The 17,559-nt window shown below is 64.1% G+C and carries 17 protein-coding genes and 4 pseudogenes; 15 read left to right on the top strand and 6 right to left on the bottom strand.

Annotated elements, in window-relative coordinates; all coding sequences use genetic code 11:
• The first annotated feature begins 29 nt into the window (after positions 1-29).
• Positions 30-620, top strand: coding sequence for a VOC family protein (locus tag FDW81_RS10325; RefSeq protein WP_138134091.1), 591 nt, complete (start codon positions 30-32; stop codon positions 618-620).
• Between the two features lie 311 nt (positions 621-931).
• On the opposite strand, the gene FDW81_RS10330 is transcribed toward FDW81_RS10325, so the two are convergent.
• Positions 932-1,387 carry a MarR family winged helix-turn-helix transcriptional regulator gene (locus FDW81_RS10330; RefSeq protein WP_138134092.1) on the bottom strand — a complete coding sequence of 152 codons (456 nt, stop codon included), beginning with the start codon at positions 1,385-1,387 and terminating at the stop codon, positions 932-934.
• A 118-nt stretch (positions 1,388-1,505) separates the two neighbouring features.
• Between FDW81_RS10330 and FDW81_RS10335 the strand changes: the two genes are divergently transcribed.
• The 8 genes and pseudogenes from FDW81_RS10335 (at position 1,506) to FDW81_RS10375 (ending at position 7,951) form a co-directional block, all read left to right on the top strand.
• A complete protein-coding gene (locus FDW81_RS10335; RefSeq protein WP_138134093.1) occupies positions 1,506-2,711 on the top strand; it encodes an MFS transporter in 1,206 nt (401 codons plus the stop codon).
• 65 nt (positions 2,712-2,776) lie between these two features.
• Positions 2,777-3,010 (top strand): hypothetical protein, encoded by a 234-nt coding sequence (locus FDW81_RS10340; RefSeq protein ID WP_138134094.1) that lies wholly within the window; start codon positions 2,777-2,779, stop codon positions 3,008-3,010.
• 253 nt (positions 3,011-3,263) lie between these two features.
• Positions 3,264-3,490: pseudogene (locus FDW81_RS10345) on the top strand (transposase); the annotation flags it as partial.
• A gap of 812 nt (positions 3,491-4,302) precedes the next feature.
• Entirely contained in the window at positions 4,303-5,406 is a 1,104-nt protein-coding gene (locus tag FDW81_RS10350) for a LacI family DNA-binding transcriptional regulator (protein WP_370278921.1), read from the top strand.
• Positions 5,407-5,788: 382 nt separating this feature from the next.
• Positions 5,789-6,335 (top strand): annotated as a pseudogene (locus tag FDW81_RS10360) (recombinase family protein).
• A pseudogene (locus FDW81_RS18460) lies at positions 6,331-6,542 on the top strand (transposase); the annotation flags it as partial. The pseudogenes FDW81_RS10360 and FDW81_RS18460, both read left to right, overlap by 5 nt.
• A 68-nt stretch (positions 6,543-6,610) precedes the next feature.
• Positions 6,611-7,297, top strand: coding sequence for an LmeA family phospholipid-binding protein (locus FDW81_RS10370; protein WP_240720156.1), 687 nt, complete (start codon positions 6,611-6,613; stop codon positions 7,295-7,297).
• Positions 7,298-7,399: 102 nt separating this feature from the next.
• Positions 7,400-7,951: a hypothetical protein gene (locus tag FDW81_RS10375; protein ID WP_138134096.1), complete on the top strand. Its 552-nt coding sequence runs from the start codon at positions 7,400-7,402 to the stop codon at positions 7,949-7,951.
• 15 nt (positions 7,952-7,966) lie between these two features.
• Here FDW81_RS10375 and idi read toward each other — a convergent pair whose 3' ends face one another.
• Complete coding sequence (gene idi, locus FDW81_RS10380) at positions 7,967-8,512, bottom strand: isopentenyl-diphosphate Delta-isomerase (protein ID WP_138134097.1); 546 nt, start codon at positions 8,510-8,512, stop codon at positions 7,967-7,969.
• 325 nt (positions 8,513-8,837) lie between these two features.
• Between idi and FDW81_RS18715 the strand changes: the two are divergent.
• From FDW81_RS18715 to FDW81_RS10390, 3 genes and pseudogenes are all read left to right on the top strand, one after another.
• A pseudogene (locus tag FDW81_RS18715) lies at positions 8,838-9,131 on the top strand (polyprenyl synthetase family protein); the annotation flags it as partial.
• 252 nt (positions 9,132-9,383) lie between these two features.
• The gene (locus FDW81_RS10385; protein WP_240720160.1) at positions 9,384-10,757 is read left to right on the top strand and encodes a sensor histidine kinase; all 1,374 of its coding nucleotides are present in this window, start codon (positions 9,384-9,386) and stop codon (positions 10,755-10,757) included.
• Positions 10,750-11,433: a response regulator transcription factor gene (locus tag FDW81_RS10390; protein ID WP_138134099.1), complete on the top strand. Its 684-nt coding sequence runs from the start codon at positions 10,750-10,752 to the stop codon at positions 11,431-11,433. Before FDW81_RS10385 ends, FDW81_RS10390 begins: the two co-directional genes overlap by 8 nt.
• Before the next feature lie 431 nt (positions 11,434-11,864).
• Here the strand turns inward: FDW81_RS10390 and FDW81_RS10395 are convergent, their stop codons facing one another.
• Positions 11,865-12,053 carry a hypothetical protein gene (locus tag FDW81_RS10395; RefSeq protein ID WP_240720161.1) on the bottom strand — a complete coding sequence of 63 codons (189 nt, stop codon included), beginning with the start codon at positions 12,051-12,053 and terminating at the stop codon, positions 11,865-11,867.
• A 295-nt stretch (positions 12,054-12,348) separates the two neighbouring features.
• Between FDW81_RS10395 and FDW81_RS10405 the strand changes: the two genes are divergently transcribed.
• A complete protein-coding gene (locus FDW81_RS10405) occupies positions 12,349-13,947 on the top strand; it encodes an ABC-F family ATP-binding cassette domain-containing protein (protein ID WP_138134100.1) in 1,599 nt (532 codons plus the stop codon).
• Positions 13,948-14,205: 258 nt separating this feature from the next.
• Here the strand turns inward: FDW81_RS10405 and FDW81_RS10410 are convergent, their stop codons facing one another.
• From FDW81_RS10410 to FDW81_RS10420, 3 genes are read right to left on the bottom strand one after another with little or no spacing between them, the layout of a single operon-like run.
• Positions 14,206-15,081: an SURF1 family protein gene (locus tag FDW81_RS10410; protein WP_138134101.1), complete on the bottom strand. Its 876-nt coding sequence runs from the start codon at positions 15,079-15,081 to the stop codon at positions 14,206-14,208.
• On the bottom strand, positions 15,082-15,348 hold the full coding sequence (locus tag FDW81_RS10415) for a hypothetical protein (protein WP_138134102.1): 267 nt from the start codon (positions 15,346-15,348) through the stop codon (positions 15,082-15,084).
• Positions 15,345-15,779, bottom strand: coding sequence for a DUF3099 domain-containing protein (locus FDW81_RS10420; protein ID WP_138134104.1), 435 nt, complete (start codon positions 15,777-15,779; stop codon positions 15,345-15,347). The genes FDW81_RS10415 and FDW81_RS10420 overlap by 4 nt, the downstream gene beginning before the upstream one ends.
• A 154-nt stretch (positions 15,780-15,933) precedes the next feature.
• On the opposite strand from FDW81_RS10420, the gene FDW81_RS10425 reads away from it, so the two are divergent.
• Both FDW81_RS10425 and FDW81_RS10430 read left to right on the top strand, forming a co-directional pair.
• Positions 15,934-16,659 carry a beta-ketoacyl-ACP reductase gene (locus FDW81_RS10425; protein ID WP_138134105.1) on the top strand — a complete coding sequence of 242 codons (726 nt, stop codon included), beginning with the start codon at positions 15,934-15,936 and terminating at the stop codon, positions 16,657-16,659.
• A 126-nt stretch (positions 16,660-16,785) separates the two neighbouring features.
• Positions 16,786-17,550, top strand: coding sequence for an SDR family oxidoreductase (locus FDW81_RS10430; protein WP_138134107.1), 765 nt, complete (start codon positions 16,786-16,788; stop codon positions 17,548-17,550).
• The last annotated feature ends 9 nt before the right edge of the window (positions 17,551-17,559 follow it).

Genomic DNA, 17,559 nt, shown 5'->3' on the forward strand with positions numbered 1-17,559 from the left:
AACCAACGCGGCTAAGGTAAAGGAGGAGGATGATGGTTGATCCAGTGGGCGACATCATCGGGGACTATCGGGCGTTCACCGCCCAGCAGCGCGACCGCCTGCTCGTGCGAGGCATCGACATCGCGTCGTACGAGCTGAGCCACCTCGCCGTCCGCGTGCCTGAGTGGGACCAGTATGTCCACCTGCGGACCCTGCTCGAACGCCACGCCATCGCCAATATGGAGAACGTTTGGAATGGGCGACCGATGTCCATGCTCCTTCTCGCGGAGCCACTCCGCGTCCTCGATGACCAAGTGATCCCGCTCATCGAGCTCATCCCGCCCGTTCACCAGCGCGTTTACAAGATGGGCATGGAGCACTTCGGCGTGGTCGTCGGAGAGGAGGTCGACGCGTTCTCCCGCCGGCATCGCGATGCGCTGACCGGCCAGCAGTTCCAAAGTCAGTGGAACGAGCCGTATTACATCCTGTTTGAGGACTTTACTCACGTGAAGTTCCACCGGCGCCCGCTGCGCGCGGTGGTTGAATTGCAAGGCGGGACGTTCAACGGTATTCACCATGTTGACGGCTGGATCCCGCAGAGACTGATCACGGCGACTGGCCCGAACCCTCTCCCGCAGTGAATGGAGCCGGTGTTGGGAGGGCGGGGCGTTACTAGTCGCCCGTCGGGGAACCATCACAAACGACCGTTTCTGGGTGCTCATGTAGCGGCGGCGCGGTGCTCCGGATCTGGCTGCTGGTTCGGCCTGGCGCCGGACGGTAGTCGACACCGCGAATGCCGGACACGTGGTGGCATATCCGTGAGGGGGAGGGTTTTACGGTGGCGTGCGTGAACGATGGCGGCGATTTCGATGCGGCGACGCTCTGGTGCAGTCGCTGCGTGTCCGCGATGGGTCAACCGGGCTCGGCGCCCTGACGGCGCCCGAGGAGTTGGTCACCCCGCTGCGGGAAGCGCTACGCCGTGGAGGGCCTCCACAACGGGGGCGAGCTCTGGCTGTTCTCGCGCCTCGTTCAGTACGCGTTCGAGAGTCTGGTCGTGGATCGGTCGGGCCCGCTCATACAGCGTGCGTCCCGATGGGGTGAGCTCGGTGTAGATGCCTCGCCGGTCGTCGGCGCAGAGCACGCGATTGAGCAGTCCACGGGCTTCGAGGCGGTTCACCAGGCGCGTGGTCGCGCTCGGGCTGAGCGCGGTGGCGCGGGCGAGCTGCTGCATCCGCATGTGCCAGCCATCCTGGCGGTCAAGCGCGTCGAGCACCGTGTACTCCACGACCGAGAGGCCTGCGTCTGCCCCGAGACTGCGTTCAAGCTCTGATTCGATCAGCCCGTGCAGCGCGGCCAGCGTTCGCCAGCCCCGCGCTCGAATCTCGACAGCGTCGTCGGCGATACCCATGGTGAACCTCCTCAAGAATGCTTGCTTGCGCTTTCTAATTGCGCATGCAAGCATTTACCCAGCGCCGCAAAAGAACGCGTGTGCAACTACTTTCACTACTTTAGCAGGAAGGCTCAGTATGTCTATCGGTTTGATCGCCCTCGCCATCGCGAGCTTCGGGATCGGACTCACGGAGTTCGTCATTATGGGCTTGCTTCCCGAAGTCGCCACCGACTTCGGTGTCACGGAGGCCACGGCCGGCTGGCTGATTTCCGGTTATGCCCTGGCCGTGGTCGTCGGAGCGTTGTTCCTGACTGCCGCCACCACGCGCCTGCCCAGGAAGTACGTCTTGCTGGGTCTGCTCGTCCTGTTCATCGTCGGCAATGTGCTCACGGCGATGGCATTGGGGTACGGTCTGGCAATGATCGGACGCATCATCGCCGCCCTCTGCCACGGCGCGTTCTTCGGCATCGGCTCGGTCGTCGCTGCGAACCTGGTTGCGTCGGAGAAGAAGGCCGGCGCCATCGCCATCATGTTCACAGGCCTGACTGCTGCGAACGTACTCGGTGTGCCGTTCGGCACCTTCCTCGGCCAGCAGCTCGGATGGCGCTCGACCTTCTGGGCCATAACGGTTATCGGCGTGATCGCCTTCATCGGCGTTGCGGCGCTGGTGCCGAATCTGCACAGCTCGGAAGAAAAGATTAGCCTCCGCAGTGAACTGGGGGCGCTCCGCTCGGGGCAGGTCTGGCTGTCGCTGTCGGTCACTGTCCTCGCGTACGGCGGCATGTTCGGCGCCTTCACCTACATTGCCTACACTCTCACCGAGGTCAGCGGCTTCGCTACCACTGCCGTGCCGTGGCTGCTGGTGCTCTTCGGCGCCGGCCTGGTCGTGGGCAACTGGCTCGGCGGGCGCCTCGCCGACCGATCGATCGACGCCACGCTGATCTTCTTCATCGCCGCTCTCGTGGTCGTCCTGGCGCTGTTCGGCCTCCTGGCCGGTTCCGGCATCGCCACGATCGTGGCCCTGTTCCTGATGGGCGGGTTCGGGTTTGGAACGGTCCCGGGCCTGCAGAGCCGCATCATGAACTATGCAGGTCAGGCGCCCACCCTCGCGTCGGGTGCAAACATCGGCGCTTTCAACGTGGGCAACGCACTTGGCGCATGGGCAGGCGGCGTCGGCATCGCCGCGGGTCTGGGCTACACCTCTCCCATCTGGATCGGCGCGGTCATCACCGCTGCCGCCCTCGTCTTCATGGTGATAGCGGCCGCCACCGCCCGCACCCCCGCCGAGGATGCCGCGACCAGTGGCACGCAGCCGGTCACCACCCCCACCGCCGTGCGGTGATGGGCAGCGGCCAGGACTCGGCCCTCGCTCGTGCCCGCGGTGATTTCCGCGGGAGCGGCGAGGGGATGGCGCTCGGCATCGAACTGCCGCTCGACAACGACTTCGCCGATGAGCGACAGTCCGCTCGTGCGGCCGCCGCCAACCCGCATGACGCGTGCGGGATTCCTGATCTGGAGCGGCACCGTGAGCGCGCCGAGCTCGTCGACCGGCTCGGGTTCCGGGCCATCTGGATGCGCGAGGCGCCCTGTGGTTCCCGCAGACGTTCGGCGATGCCGGTCAGGTGTTCGATCCGGCTCTGACCGATGTCGAAAGAAAACACCTCGTAGACCTCTCCGTGGCCAAGCGCCGCACAATGCTCAATGACCTCGTGACTCCACTCCGGAAACTGGTCCAAGATCAGCTGTTGCACAATTTCCACGCTGATATCGAGCTCGTCGTGGTGCATCGTCATGTAAACGACACTACTGTGCTCTCCTGCCCGTAAGCCGGTGGCTCAAGGGACGCCGCTGCGCCCGATTGGGGATCCCCTTACGGGACAGCCCAAGCGGTGTCCTTGTTGGGCTGGCACCGGCACCCGGGACTCCGGAAAGATCAGCGGCAACAAACACCGACCCAGGCGCTACGACCGCAGGCTTCTCCGGGCCTTTTAACTTTCCGGGCTTTCCGCGCTGAGGTCCTGTTCCGCCTCGCGCGGCTATTACGACCGCAAGCGGGTGGAAGGAAAATCCCATATCCAGGCGATGCTGTCTCTTGCCCGGCGCCGGCTCAATGTCCTCTGAGCCATGCTCCGAGACGGCCCCACCTATACCTCCGCCCCCTCGACGGCACCGCCGCTGGCGGCCAGAAGTAGTCCAGCTTGCTCGCCCGCAGGAGGGCTTCCTGCTGGTTACTGGTTAAAGGGCGTTGAGCGGCAGCGGCTCCAGCCGACGAGGTGCGCTGTGTCTTCTGAGTGTCCTTCGCGCGGGCGTGCTTGGCTGCGGCCAGTTTTCTGCCAGAAACCCGTAGCACCGACCTCGATTGACAAGACCATACCGCAGCTGGCCTCGCTGGACAGTTCCGGGCTGCCAATCAAAAACAGCAGAAAGGGCGGCGGATGCAAAATTGCATCCGCCGCCCCTTGAGCTCCAGCGATTACCGTTGAGGAGGCAGTGCCAGAGTTGGCGACAGCAGCATCGCGGTAGCGGTGACCGCGACAGCGCCCTGAATCCTACTCATCTGTTTCTCCTTTGAAAGAGGGGCCGCAGCGCGCCACCATAAGAAAGGGCGGCGGGGATCGACGGGTGTCACCGGGAGGTGTAAGCGTTTCCAATCTTTGCGTCTAGTAGCCATTGCTGATGCTTCACACCGGATGCAGAAGCCGAGCAAGAGCCCGTAATATCACCTCTACGGGGCAATCTAGGACTATAGAAACGTTTACAATGACGTGAGTGATGCAAAGAGGTGCATGATTGCATGGCATTCTTGCAGTTGGGGTGACCACCTAACTGCCTGTTTCCTTCTACGCCGGAGTCGCTGTTCCAGTACCGTGAAGTCACGGGAAGCCACACCGACGGCCCCTGCGGCGGACCGTGACGCACCGAGATCAGGAAAGATGACTGTGACAGGCATAAAAGAAGTTGCTGCCCGCGCTGGCGTTTCAGTGGGAACCGCTTCCCGTGCGCTCAGTGGCAACGGCTCGGTGGCAGCCGGCACGCGTCAGCGGGTACTGACTGCCGCCCAGCAACTCAACTTCGTCCGTTCCTATAATGCCTCCAGCCTGGTGACAGGGCGCAGCCGCATCATTGGCGTTATCGTGCCGTCAGTCGACCGCTGGTATTTTGCCAAAGTGGTGGCAGGAATCGCCGAGGAACTTATTACCGTCGGATACGATCTGGCCCTGTACAACATTTTCGGTGACCGAGACAATCAAGATGCTGTACTCGAAGACTTCCTGATGCGACAGCGACTGGACGCAGTGGTCCCGGTTTCGCTTGAACTGAAGCCCGAAGAGTTGACGCGCATGCTCTCAATTCGCCGCCCCGTAGTGGGTATCGGCGGGCCGATGCCAGGCGTACCCACGATCGGGATGGACCATTTCGCTGCAGGGTCCCTTGCTACCGCACACCTTCTCGGACTAGGGCACGAGCGGATTGCCCATGTGAGCGGGGGCATCGATCCCTACCGGGATTTCAAACTTACCGACCAGCGCCAGGCAGGCTTCGAGAACGAGATGAAAAGAGCGGGGGCATCTGTTCGACCAGAATGGATCATAGCTTCCGACTTCACACTGCAGGATGCCTACAACAAGGCGCGAAGCCTCCTTGCTATGCCAGAGCGTCCCACCGCTGTCTTTGCCGCCTCCGACGAAATGGCGATCGGCGTCATACTTGCTGCACGCGACCTCGGTTTACAGGTGCCACATGACCTTTCTGTAGTCGGCATAGACGGACACGAGCTCGGCGAAACCTTCGGCCTGACCACCATCCAACAGTTCCCCCGGCAACAAGGACAACAAGCGGCACGAAAGCTTTTGCAAAAGCTAGCCAAGAAGACTGTGCCCTTCGCAGAGGGAAACGAAACCGGGGGCAATGATATGCCCACCACAGGAGAGTCCCTACCGCCGGACAGCCTCCACGAGCTACTAGACACCAAATTCGTTGTCCGTAACAGCACAGCTGTTCCACGGTCCAGGGCCCGGGACCTCGAGCGCCAGTAAGGCGTCATATGCAATAGGGATCCTGCAGCCCCGGAACTCTCACTAACCGGCCTCCATATTCCCTCTTGGTAGACCAGTGCACAGAACAGGAAGCGAAACTATGACAATTCAGCAACTTATGCGGGATGAAAAGTTGATAGCAGACTTTGTGGTCGCAACCCTTGAAGAGCGCGATTTTGAACTAGACAGAGCCCTCTCCGCAGCCCAATCTCTAGCCTCCATGGATGCCCGGCTAGGGGTTCTAGTGACTCGGCATGACTTCTGGAGGTTCTCGGTGGCACTTACCGCAGACGTTCCATACGGACAGATCCGAGAATGCGACTACGCCTGACCACGCAGGTCCAGAGTTGCCTGGTTGGCCTTCGCTGACCAGCCTGCAGAGATGAGGCCCCCGTCTGAGAAAAATACAGCTTTTCAAGACACTGCCACCGTGGGTCAGGACGCCAAGCTGCAGCTCGATGCACTCGTGAGCGCGGGGGGTTCAAATGCGTGATGTTTTCGCCGATGTTGCGTCCGGAAGCAGGACAGCGGTCGAGCGGCCCGGGATGAAGTAGCTTCTGGACTATGTGGAGCCAGGCGACACAGTCGTAGTACGGCGGATCGACCGGCTCGGCCGGTCACTGATAGATGTCCTTAGTAATATCGTGAATTTGCTTCGGGAACGTGGCGTCCAACTGAGGTCAGTCTCGGATGGCATCGACCCTGCGACAAGGTCGGGCCGGCTGACGTTGAACATGCTGGCGACCGTGGCGGAGTACGAGCGGGAGTTGATCGTCGAGCGAGTCAATGCCGGGATCGCCGCTGCACGAAAGGGCGGAACCAGGTTCGGCCGGCCGCTCTCGGATCCCGTCGTGATAGCTGACAAGCTTCGGGTCCTGCCCGAAGCGCGGGCCAAGGGCCGCACCGCGGAGGAGGCTGCACGCTCCTGACATTCTGCACATCGATCACGGCTCCGACTTCACCAACCACCACCTTGAACGCACCGCCGTCGCGCTGCATATCCGGACAACCCATTCCACCGTCGGCTGGCCACAGGGCCGCGGCAAGATCGGGCGCTTTTTCGGCACAAGCGCTTTTTCGGCACACTCAACACCGAGGTCCTTGCGGCCTTGCCGGGGTGCCTTGGTCCCGGAAGCCGCTCCTGCCTGCGAGAGCACTCGCTCCTTGGTTAGCGTCCTACGCCGGGAGCGTTCAGACTGTCCTAGTGAAGTGGACGCGCGTGAAGGACTGGCTGATCGGTGCCGGTGCAATGGTTCTCGTTCTGGGGACCTCGGTTGTGATCCTCTGGTGGGTGCTAAGCGACCCCGCCAGCGGGGGAGAGGCAAGGCCGGCGCCAACGGCGCGAGCAGAGCCCACACCGGGAAGACAACCTCCCGCCGACCTGCCCGAGGGTGCGGTGTGGCTCGCCGACCTTGCGCTCGACGCCGGCACAGTGTTGGCAGAGGGATCTCTCCTCCGCGACGTCCGGGCCGTTGGGCAGGACGTAACCACCGGCCCGGACGGGCTGCTGGCCGCGCGGCTCACCGTGGACGCGACCGTGCCCTTCGATGTTGTTGCGGGTGAGCTGGGTGACGGGGCCGTGGTCCGCGCCGCCGATGGCGGTCAGGCCACGGTGGTCCGCACCGTCGAGGCCCTGGGGCGCGAGCTCCGGGTCACCGCCACCGGTACTGTCGAGGTGGAGGACGGCAGTCTGGTTGTTGAGCCGCGCTCAATCGATATTGGCGGGCCAAACTTTCTCTCCCAAGCCAATGCCGCCCTTGTCCGCAACTTCGTCACCATCGAGCACGAGATCGATGGCCTGCCCGAGGGCCTCGTGCTGCAGGACGTCAAAGTCCAGGACGACGGCTTCCGTGCCAACCTCCAAGGCGAGAACGTCAGGCTCACCCCGTGAACCCGTCCTTCTCCGTCGTCATCCCTGCAAGGACGACGCAGGCCCCTGGGCCGGTGCCTCGAAGCACTCAAAGCCCAAACGGTCGCTCCGCTGGAAATCATCGTGGTGGACAACACTCGTCTGACGACAGTGCCCGCGTGGCCGGAGGGCAGGGTACCCGGTACTAAGCGAGACAGAAGCCGGGATCGCTGCCGCTGCTTCCACCGGCCACGACGCGGCCCTAGGTGGCGTGATAGTCCGCTGCGACGCGGACACGGTTCCCTGGGCGACTGGCTGGAAGGCATCGCCCACCGCTTCACCCTCGAATCCGACCTGGCGCTCCTGAGCGGGCCGGGTGACTTTTACGACGCCGGGCCGGTCCGAGCATGGCTCGCCGGACTCGGCTACATGCAGGCCTACTTCGTGTTCATGGGCGCCGCCATCAGCCACTGGCCGCCCTTCGGCTCGAACTGCGCCTTCCGGCGCGCGGACTGGGAAGGGGCCTGCCAGCGGATTCACCGCCACGACCCAGACGTGCACGACGACGCCGACCTCGGCTTCGGCCTCGGCCCCACCCAACGCACCGCTTACGACCACCGACTGCGGGTGGGCATTTCGGCCCGTTCCCTTGCAGGAGGGGCCGCCGGCCGCCGTCGGGCATCGTACCCGGGATGACCACCCGGGAAAGAATTACTGAGCGGCGGGCCCAAACCGTTCGGGATAGAGCAGCGGCAGCTGCAGCGTCAGCCACGGACTGAAGGCCCACGGGGCCGCAGCGACGGCAGCGGTGATCTTGAGTGGATCCACCCACTGCCACTCCATCACCTCGTCATCGCGGGGATTCAGAGGGGAAGCGGCGCGGGCAGTGTAAACAGGGCAGATCTCGTTCTCAACCACTCCCGAGGCATCAACCGCCCGATAGCGGAAGTCGGGCAGGCGGAGCTCCACGCGGTCCAGGCGAAGCCCAAGCTCGTACGCTGCCCGGCGTGTCACGGCATCTTCTGTTGCCTCGCCCGGGCAGGGGTGGCCGCAGAAGGAGTTGGTCCAGACGCCGGGCCACGTCCGCTTTGACAGGGCGCGGCGGGTGATGAGGAGGCGGCCTTCGTCGTCGTACACATGCGTCGAAAAGGCCAGATGCAGGGGCGTGGAGGTGGAGTGAACGGTCGCCTTGTCCTCGGTGCCGACAGGGGTTCCGTCGTCGGCCGCCAAGACAACCAGCTCTGCGCCGCGGTTCATTTCCCTCCAATGGTGAGCCCACTTTTACTTTACCTATGGACAAGGAGACCACATTGGCGGGTTCGACTGACAACCAGCTGGTGAACTATGTCCTGACCTCCTTTTTCGCCCGGTCAAAGGCCGGGCCGCAGCGATGCACCCCGACTACCATGACCCGTGGGAGCACCTTAAAGCCTCCACCGTGGGTGGGAAGCGCTTCCGCCCCCGTCTGGTCCGCAATGCCGCCATAACCAAGGGAAGCAGTCCTGAACGTGCTGCCGAACACACGGAAATGTCGGTTGGCGTGATTGCCGGTGATCGCGCGCTCTCAAACGCCCATCGACTCATGGGTGAGGTGGACGTTGACCTCCTCACCCGGCAGCGGCTGGGTGAGGTTCTGGACAAAAGCTGCTTTGCCTCCGCTGTCGGCGAACTGCTTGACGTGCTTGCCCCCTCGTCCCCAGGCCCCAGCCTGTTGCCGAGGTGCTCCCGTAGCGCAGCTGAAAACTGCCCTGTACTCCTTCGAGGCGCCGCTGCTGGCCGGCGCGGTCCTTGCCGGCACGGCCGCTGCATTGGCATCGCCTATCAGGTCGCCGACGACCTTACCGGTGTTTACGGCGATGAATCCCGGACCGGCAAAGCCGGCTGGGGCGACCTGCGCGAGGGCAAGCGCACCGCCTTCATCTCCCACGCGGCGGCCGAGCTGCAGTGGCCAAGGATCGCCGAGCTGCTGTCCGGCCCGGAGCTTACGGCGCGGCCGTCCGCTGACGTCTCTCGTTCCGTCTGCCGGCCGGCAGGGGAGCTGGCCCCGAGGTTGAATCAGTTGGCTTTCAGGTTGAGATCGCAGCGATACGGAGAGAAACGGGCTGTTGCCGCGGATATGGTGGCAGGCATGGAAGCAGTCTTGAAATTTGCGCGGCGCTGGGGTCCGCTGGTGGCGGCCTTGATCTTCTTTTCGTTATGGTGCGTGGCTGAGGCCGGCAGGATGGGTGAGTCCTGGCTGACCTGGTCCGGGCGGTGGCCGCTGGTGTTGATGACACTGGCTATTGCCACAGCCTCGTGGAAACCTTTGGTGTCCCTGGGGCTCACCGCAGCGCTTCTCTTCGGCCAGCTGAGTTTCTCCCTCCCGCCGATGGCTGCCAACCATTGGGCCATCTATCTGGGCTCCTTCATCGCTCTCGGGTTCATTCTTTGGACCGCAGCACCACGGATGCGTTACATCGCGGGCGGCGCGAATCTCGTCTTCGTGGCACTCATGACTGTCCTGATGCTCTCCTGGAGATACAGCGGAGGCGTCGGATGGTTCGTGCCAATGCATTTTGGTGACAGGCCAATGTTCATGAGGTACGGCTGGCAGCTGTTCGCACTGCTCCTGGTCATCGCAGCCGCCTGCGCCGCCGTTGGTCTTCTCCTGGCTCTGTATCAGGAGCGAGGCAGCCTGTCCCGGGCCCGGGAGCTGGCCCAAAGCAGTCTGAAGGAAACGGAGATCGACTTGATCGTCGAGCAGGAACGGACCCGCATCGCCCGCGATCTCCACGACGTCCTCGCCCATTCCCTGGCGGTCATCGCCGCCCAAGCTGATGGAACGCGCTACCTGAGCAAGGACCAGCCCAAGGCTGTCCTTAATGCCCTGGACACTATCGCGGTTTCCGCCCGCAGCGCGCTGTTGGACGCCCAGCGTGTGATCGAGGGAGTCCGTGACAACGGCATGGAAACACCGCAACCCCGCCTGAGCGACATCACCCCGCTGATTGAGAGCATGCGGCGGGGAAGTCTGGAGATTCACCCCAGTGAGTCGGGGACGCCACTGGAACTCTCCGGCGGCCAGCAAGTGGCGGTGTTCAGGATCGTCCAGGAGTGCCTGACTAATGCACTCAAACATGGCGGGCGCGGAACTGAGGTGCGGATCCACCTGGACTGGAGCGGACCGGGCCTGACCTTGCACGTGGCCTCGGCGATGCCGCGTGTCCCGGACGAAGGCGAAGGCAAAGCGACCTCATCCCGTGCCGGACGGGGACTGCCAGGGATGCGCGAACGTGCCCATATGGCAGGCGGCTGGCTAACTGCTGGCCCGGACGGCGGACAGTTCCGGGTGACGGTCTTCATCCCCTACGGAACCCTCGAAAGGGCAGCAGGCGACACGGCGGCACCTGAAGACGGGGCAGCTTCTGGCGGTATGCCGGTTGCAGGAGCTCAGCCGGTGCTGGCCGCGGCCGGCAGACCGGGGCCAGGGGCAGCTCCCTTGGAAGACAACTACCGTGGCTGACGCCGGGGCACGCATCACCGTTGCCTTGGTGGACGACCAGCCCTTGTTCCGCGCCGGACTGCGCATGCTGATAGAGAGCCAGGAGGACATGGAACTTTGCGGTGAGGCAGGCGACGGGGAGCCGGCGGTAGCCATGGCCATCGAGCGGAGTCCTGACGTCATGCTGATGGACCTGCGGATGCCGATGATGGACGGGGTGGAAGCGACCCGGCGGATCGTTCGGCATGCTGCGGCCGCTGGCACGGAGAAACCCAAAATCATTGCACTGACCACCTTTAACCGGGACCAGGCGGTGGTCCAGGCGGTGCAGGCGGGGGCCAGCGGGTATCTGCTCAAGAGCGCGGAACCCGAATTTCTGCTGGCAGCGATCCGCACCGTCCACTCCGGATACTCTGTAATCGCGCCAGGATCAGTCCACTCGCTCTTCGCACACGCTGCCCGGAATGCCCTGGCTTCCGGCCCGGACCTGTCCGTACTCGACGTCCTGTCCGTGCGGGAGCGGGATGTTTTTTTGCTGGCAGCCAAAGGCCTCAGCAACGGCGAAATGGCGGGGAGCCTGTTCGTCTCCGAAGCCACCATCAAAACCCACTTACGCAGCGTGTTGGACAAACTGCAACTCCGGACCCGGCTCCAGCTGGTCGCCTTCGCCCACGAGCGCCGTCTTCTGGGTAACTGAACCGCCAACGCTCTGGATTTGATCAAGAGCATTGATTTGCTGGTGGGGGAGGCCTAGCGTCATCTGCATGGGCATGGCTCCAGCACACCATCGAAGGACGGCCATGCGGCGGGGCCCGGAAGGTGAACGGATAGATGCAGCAGCGAAAGTTTCCTAGCAGGGGCGGACTATTTGCGGGAGGCCTAATCCTGGTCTTGTCGCTGCTCGCTCAGCCCAGCGAGCCGTACTGGACAACGGCACGGGATTTACTCATCACCTTCAGCGCCATTTTCACGGCAGTCAATGTGGTTGGGCTGCTGGAGCTTCGCCGGCAGCAAAAATAGCGGGGATGCGCCGACAGCTTGGCCAAGGCCAGCCTGAGTCCTGCGGCAAGCTGCTCCGCAGGTAAAAGTGCGTCAGCGTCACTGGTCCTAACCGGCGGGACCCTCCGCTTAAAGAAACGTCCCAGGAAGCCAGTTGATGGTTCCGATCCTGGTGTACACAAGGTCGAAGTCACCGACGACCGCGGTCCGGGCCTCCAGAACGTCGGTCTCGACCCAAGCGGCATCAAGTCCCAGCCGTTCCGCGAGGCCGGCGACTGTCGTTGCGTGTGCGGGAGGCCGCCTGGCGAAGAAGCTCAAGTGACAGTATGAATATGGTGCCCGGTTCGTAGGTCAGGGCAGCAGGAAGCCGCGCAGGGCGGCAACCCAGGAGTCGAAAGCGTCAAGATGGCTGTCGTGCGAGCCGTCCGCCAGGTCCACCCGTTGGACATCGCCGCCGCGCTCCCAGAACTCGGACCAGCAAACCGACCGTTATCCGCGGATGGTCCCAGCCGGTAGACTTGTATGGGCCGCTGTCCGGCCATCTCTGCTTCGGCTCCCTCCCAACATCGTGTGCGGGCTGCGGCGTTCCCTGTTGTGAAAGGCCTTACCTGCTGTGATTACTGTCCAGGATCTAGAACTGCGTGCCGGCGCCCGGCTCCTGATGGATCAGGTGAGTTTCCGCATCGATAAGGGAGACAAAATCGGCCTCGTGGGGCGCAACGGCGCCGGCAAGACCACCCTGACCCGCGTCCTGGCAGGGGAGGGCCTGCCCGCCGCCGGCAAGGTGACCCGCAGCGGCGAGATCGGCTACCTGCCCCAGGACCCGCGCACTCCGGACATGGAACAGTTGGCCCGCGACAGGATCCTGTCCGCCCGCGGCCTGGACGTCGTCGTCGGGAAGCTCAAGAAGGCCCAGGTGGACATGGCCAGCGATGATCCCGAAGTCCAGCGCAAAGCCATGGGCCGCTACGACCGCCTCGAAGCTGAGTTCCTCTCCGGCGGCGGCTATGCCGCCGAAGCTGAAGCCGCGGCCATTTCGTCCAACCTCGCGCTGCCGGACCGCATCCTCAACCAGCCGCTCAAGACCCTGTCCGGCGGCCAGCGCCGCCGTGTGGAACTGGCACGCATCCTCTACTCGGGCGCGGAAACCATGCTGCTCGACGAGCCGACCAACCACCTGGACGCCGACTCGATCTCCTGGCTCCGGGACTTCCTGAAGAGCCACCAGGGCGGACTGATCGTGATCAGCCACGACGTGGAACTGCTGGAAGCAACGGTTAATAAGGTCTACCACCTGGATGCGAACCGGGCGCAGATCGACTTTTACAACATGGGCTGGAAGCGCTACCTCCAGCAGCGGGAGACCGACGAACGCGCCCGCAAGCGCGAACGCGCCAACGCGGAGAAGAAGGCACAGGTCCTCATGGACCAGGCGAACAAGATGCGCGCCAAGGCCACCAAGGCCGTGGCTGCGCAGAACATGGCCAAGCGTGCCGAACGCCTCCTCAGCGGACTTGAAGCAGTCCGTGAAAACGACCGGGTGGCAGCGCTCCGGTTCCCGGAACCCTCGCCGTGCGGCAAGACCCCGCTCACCGCCGAGGGCCTCAGCAAGTCCTACGGCTCGCTGGAGATTTTTACCGACGTGGACCTGGCCATCGACCGCGGTTCCAAGGTGGTTATCCTGGGCCTCAACGGTGCCGGCAAGACCACCCTGCTGCGCATGCTGGCCGGCGTGGACAAGCCCGACACCGGTGACATCGTTCCAGGCCACGGTCTCAAGGTGGGCTACTACGCCCAGGAACACGAAACCCTGGACCACGACCGCACTGTCCTGGAAAACATGCGCTCCGCCGCGCCGGACATGAAGGACGCAGAGGTGCGCGGCATTCTGGGCTCGTTCCTGTTCTCCGGTGACGACGTGGACAAGCCAGCCGGCGTGCTCTCCGGCGGTGAGAAGACCCGCCTCGCCCTGGCCACCATAGTGGCGTCCAGCGCCAATGTCCTGCTCCTGGACGAACCCACCAACAACCTGGACCCCGCCAGCCGCGCAGAAATTCTCGGCGCCCTGCGGAACTACACCGGCGCCGTCGTCCTGGTCAGCCACGACGAAGGCGCCGTCGAAGCCCTCAACCCCGAGCGCGTCGTCCTGCTGCCCGACGGGGTTGAGGACCACTGGAACGAAGACTACCTGGACCTGATCACGCTGGCTTAGCGGCAACTCACGACGCCGGCGGGTTGCCTTCGCGCCCTTGGCCGCGCGATTTGCCGCTTGCTGGCTCGTTCCTCGCCTCTGACGCAGGCTACACAAATCACCCTGCCACGGGCGCTGGTGCCCGCTCAGACTTCTGCTCGTCAAAGCGAGGAACGAGCAGCGCGCGCGAAATCAAGCACGTTGCGCCGCGAACGCAACCAAGGCAGCCGACGAACGCACACGGGCGACGACCGGGCCGCCGTCGTATTCCGTCACGCCTCAGTACCCCTGCGCGTCCAGGAGGGCGTCTTCCTCTTCCTCGGACGTCGCCTTCCTGCGCTTCCGCGGGGCGGGCGGACGACGGCGTGCTGCCGCGGCAGCTGGGTGGACCGCACCCTCTGCCGGCTCGTCGTCGTCCTCGGCATCGATCTCGGCGTTGCGCGCCTGCTGCCGCGCAGCGTATCCGAACCCCACGAACATCAGGACGCCGAAGGCGAACCACTGCAGCGAGTAGGACAGGTGCGTTCCCTCCTCGGTGGAGGGCTTCGGGAAGGGGAACGGCATCTCGGCCGCCGGCGGCGTTTCCGATGCGAGCTGGCCGTACGCCCCGGTCAGCAGGGGGTACCCGAGCTGTGCCGAGTAGGCGGCGAGGTCGATGGACGCCAGCTGCCCTTCGGGTGCGCTCCGCTGCAGTTCGGGTTCGGGGTGCTTCAAACGTACGACGGCGGTCACCTCGCCTGCGGGCGGTTCCGGCACCGAATCCGGGCTGCCTGGGTTCTTGTTGCCGATGGGGAGCCAGCCGCGGTCAATGACCACGGTTTCGCCGGTGGTCACGCGGAACGGGACCACCACTTCGTAGCCCGGCTGGCCATTCAAGGGGCGGTTCCGGACAACGCGCTGGCCGTCCACCAGATACGAGCCTTTCAGCTCCACCTGCGTCCACTCCATGCCCGGGTCCAGCCGGTCGAACTGCTCCCGGGCGTCAGTGAAGGCGATGGGTGTTGCCGAGTAGTTGGTGACCACGCGGTTGATCTCCGCCAGCGTCTCCGCGCGCCGGTCCATCTGCCAGCGCCCCAGGAACACGCAGGCGGACGCGAAGATGGCAGCCAGCAGGAGATAACCCAGCCACTTGCTGGAAAAGAGGAAACGGTACATTCAGCTGTCCTGCTCCAGGACACCCGCCGCGCGGTCCTCAAGGGGCAGCGTTTCCTTCCACAGCCCGCGGGTCTGGAGGTAATCCTCCAGCCACTCACGGTGGTCGGCGCAGGCCAGCCAGATCTTGCGGCGCTCGGGGGAGTGGATCTTCGGATTGTTCCAGAGGACCTGCCAGGACGCCCGGGCACGGCAAGCTTTGCGGGAGCAGACCGCCGCGTCCTCAGCCATCGCTGGGTCGGTGCCCGCAGCGAAGTCAAAAATGCTCAAGATGCCCTCCGCTCCTGGCCCGGTGTTTCGTCGTCGTCCTCAATTACCAGTTCGCCCTGAAGAATCTCGCTGCCGACTTCCTCCTCGGCGGAAGGAGCCGGGGGACTCTCAATCTCCGCCAGGGGCGCAGAATCCAGCAGGGCGTCGCTGTGTCCCTCAGCCTTGTCGTTCCCATTGGCTATGACCACCGCAATCCAGGGCAGGAAAACCGCTCCTGCCACGGCGATGATTTTGAACCACCCGTCCACCACGAAGATCAGCACCAGGCACACCATGCGGATTCCCATGGCCAGCGCGTACTTGATCATGCGCTGGCGCATATCCTCGGAATGCGCTCCCGCAGCATCCGTGATGCTGTGGACTTCCGGATCGCCCGAGAATCGGCCGGGTTCTCCAGGCGCGGATTGTCCCGCATGGTTTTCAAGGGTCACGGTGATTGATCACGCTCCAAAGGCTTACGTCAATTCTCTCACCATCGGCAGTGGCACCCAAACCCGGCCGGGCCCTGCGGCTAAGATCGAAGTCAGCCAAATCACCCTTTCCTACCGCGGCTGCAGCACGCCGCAGAATTCCGGAGCCTTTTACATGACTGAAGCAGCCACCGCACCCCGCAGCGTCCTGGTTACCGGCGGCAACCGCGGCATCGGCCTGGCCATCGCCGAAGCGTTCCTTGCCAACGGTGACAAGGTGGCGGTGACCTACCGCAGCGAGTCCAAGCTGCCGGAGGGAATTCTGGGCGTCAAGGCTGACGTCACGGACGAGGGCTCCGTGGACGCGGCCTTCAAGGAGGTGGAAGCTGCCCACGGCCCGGTGGAGGTGCTGGTGGCCAACGCCGGTATCACCAAGGACACGCTGCTGCTGCGCATGAGCGAGGACGACTTCACATCCGTGATCGACACCAACCTGACCGGCGCCTTCCGTGTCATCAAGCGCGCCTCCAAAGGCATGATCCGCCTGCGCAAAGGCCGCGTTGTCCTGATCTCCTCCGTGTCCGGCCTCTACGGTGCCCCCGGCCAGATCAACTACTCAGCGTCAAAGGCAGGCCTGGTGGGCATCGCCCGGTCCCTGACCCGCGAACTCGGTTCCCGTGGAATCACGGCCAACGTGGTGGCCCCCGGCTTCATCAACACGGACATGACTGCCGAACTGCCCGAAGCCACGCAGAAGGATTACCTGAACAGCATCCCGGCCGGCCGTTTCGCTGAAGCTTCCGAGGTTGCCAACGTGGTCCGCTGGATCGCCAGTGACGAGGCAGCCTACATCTCCGGCGCCGTCATCCCCGTTGACGGCGGCCTGGGCATGGGGCACTGACCCCGCCGGCAAACTAGCAGGGGGCCGCTTCTTTGTGTAGGTCACACAAGGGAAATGCCCAACGCCGCTGGCATGATGGACTGCAGACCATCAGCGATTTAGACGTTTCAGACAAAAGGAGCCCGCATGGGACTGCTGGATAACAAGACCGCCATTGTGACAGGATCTTCGCGCGGTATCGGCGCAGAGGTGGCGAAGAACCTCGCCAAGGAGGGCGCCGCCGTCGTAGTCAACTACCGCCAGAAGGCTCCCCGCGCCAACAAGGTGGTACAGGGCATCGAGGCCGACGGCGGCCGGGCAGTGGCCGTGGGCGCCGACCTCACCAGCCAGGAAGGCGTGCAGGCCCTGGCCAGCGCCGCGATGGAAAACTTCGGTTCCTTGGACATCCTGGTGCTGAACGCCTCCGGCGGCATGGAGACCGGCATGGGCGAGGACTACGCCCTCAAGCTGAACCGCGACGCCCAGATCAACATGCTCAACGCCGCCGTGCCCCTGATGCAGGAAGGCTCCCGCGTGGTGTTCGTGACCAGCCACCAGGCACACTTCATCAACACGGTGCCCACCATGGAGGCCTACGAGCCGGTGGCACGCAGCAAGCGTGCCGGTGAGGACGCCCTGCGCGAACTCATTCCCAGCCTCGCCGAGAAGGGCATCACTCTCGTGGTCGTGTCCGGCGACATGATCGAGGGAACCGTCACCGCGACCCTGCTGGACCGCTCAACCCCGGGCGCCATCGAGGCACGCAGGGCCGAGGCAGGAAAGCTGTACTCCGTCGAGGAGTTCGCCGAGGTGGTATCCAGCATGGTCACCGCCGACGTCGAGTCCGGCCACACCGAGTACGCCGGCGGCGCAGACTATTTCGGTAAGGGCGCGGGCCAGCCGGCCAGCTAGGCTTCCACG

Origin of the sequence: Pseudarthrobacter sp. NamB4 (assembly GCF_005796185.1) — a bacterium.
Classification (GTDB): domain Bacteria; phylum Actinomycetota; class Actinomycetes; order Actinomycetales; family Micrococcaceae; genus Arthrobacter.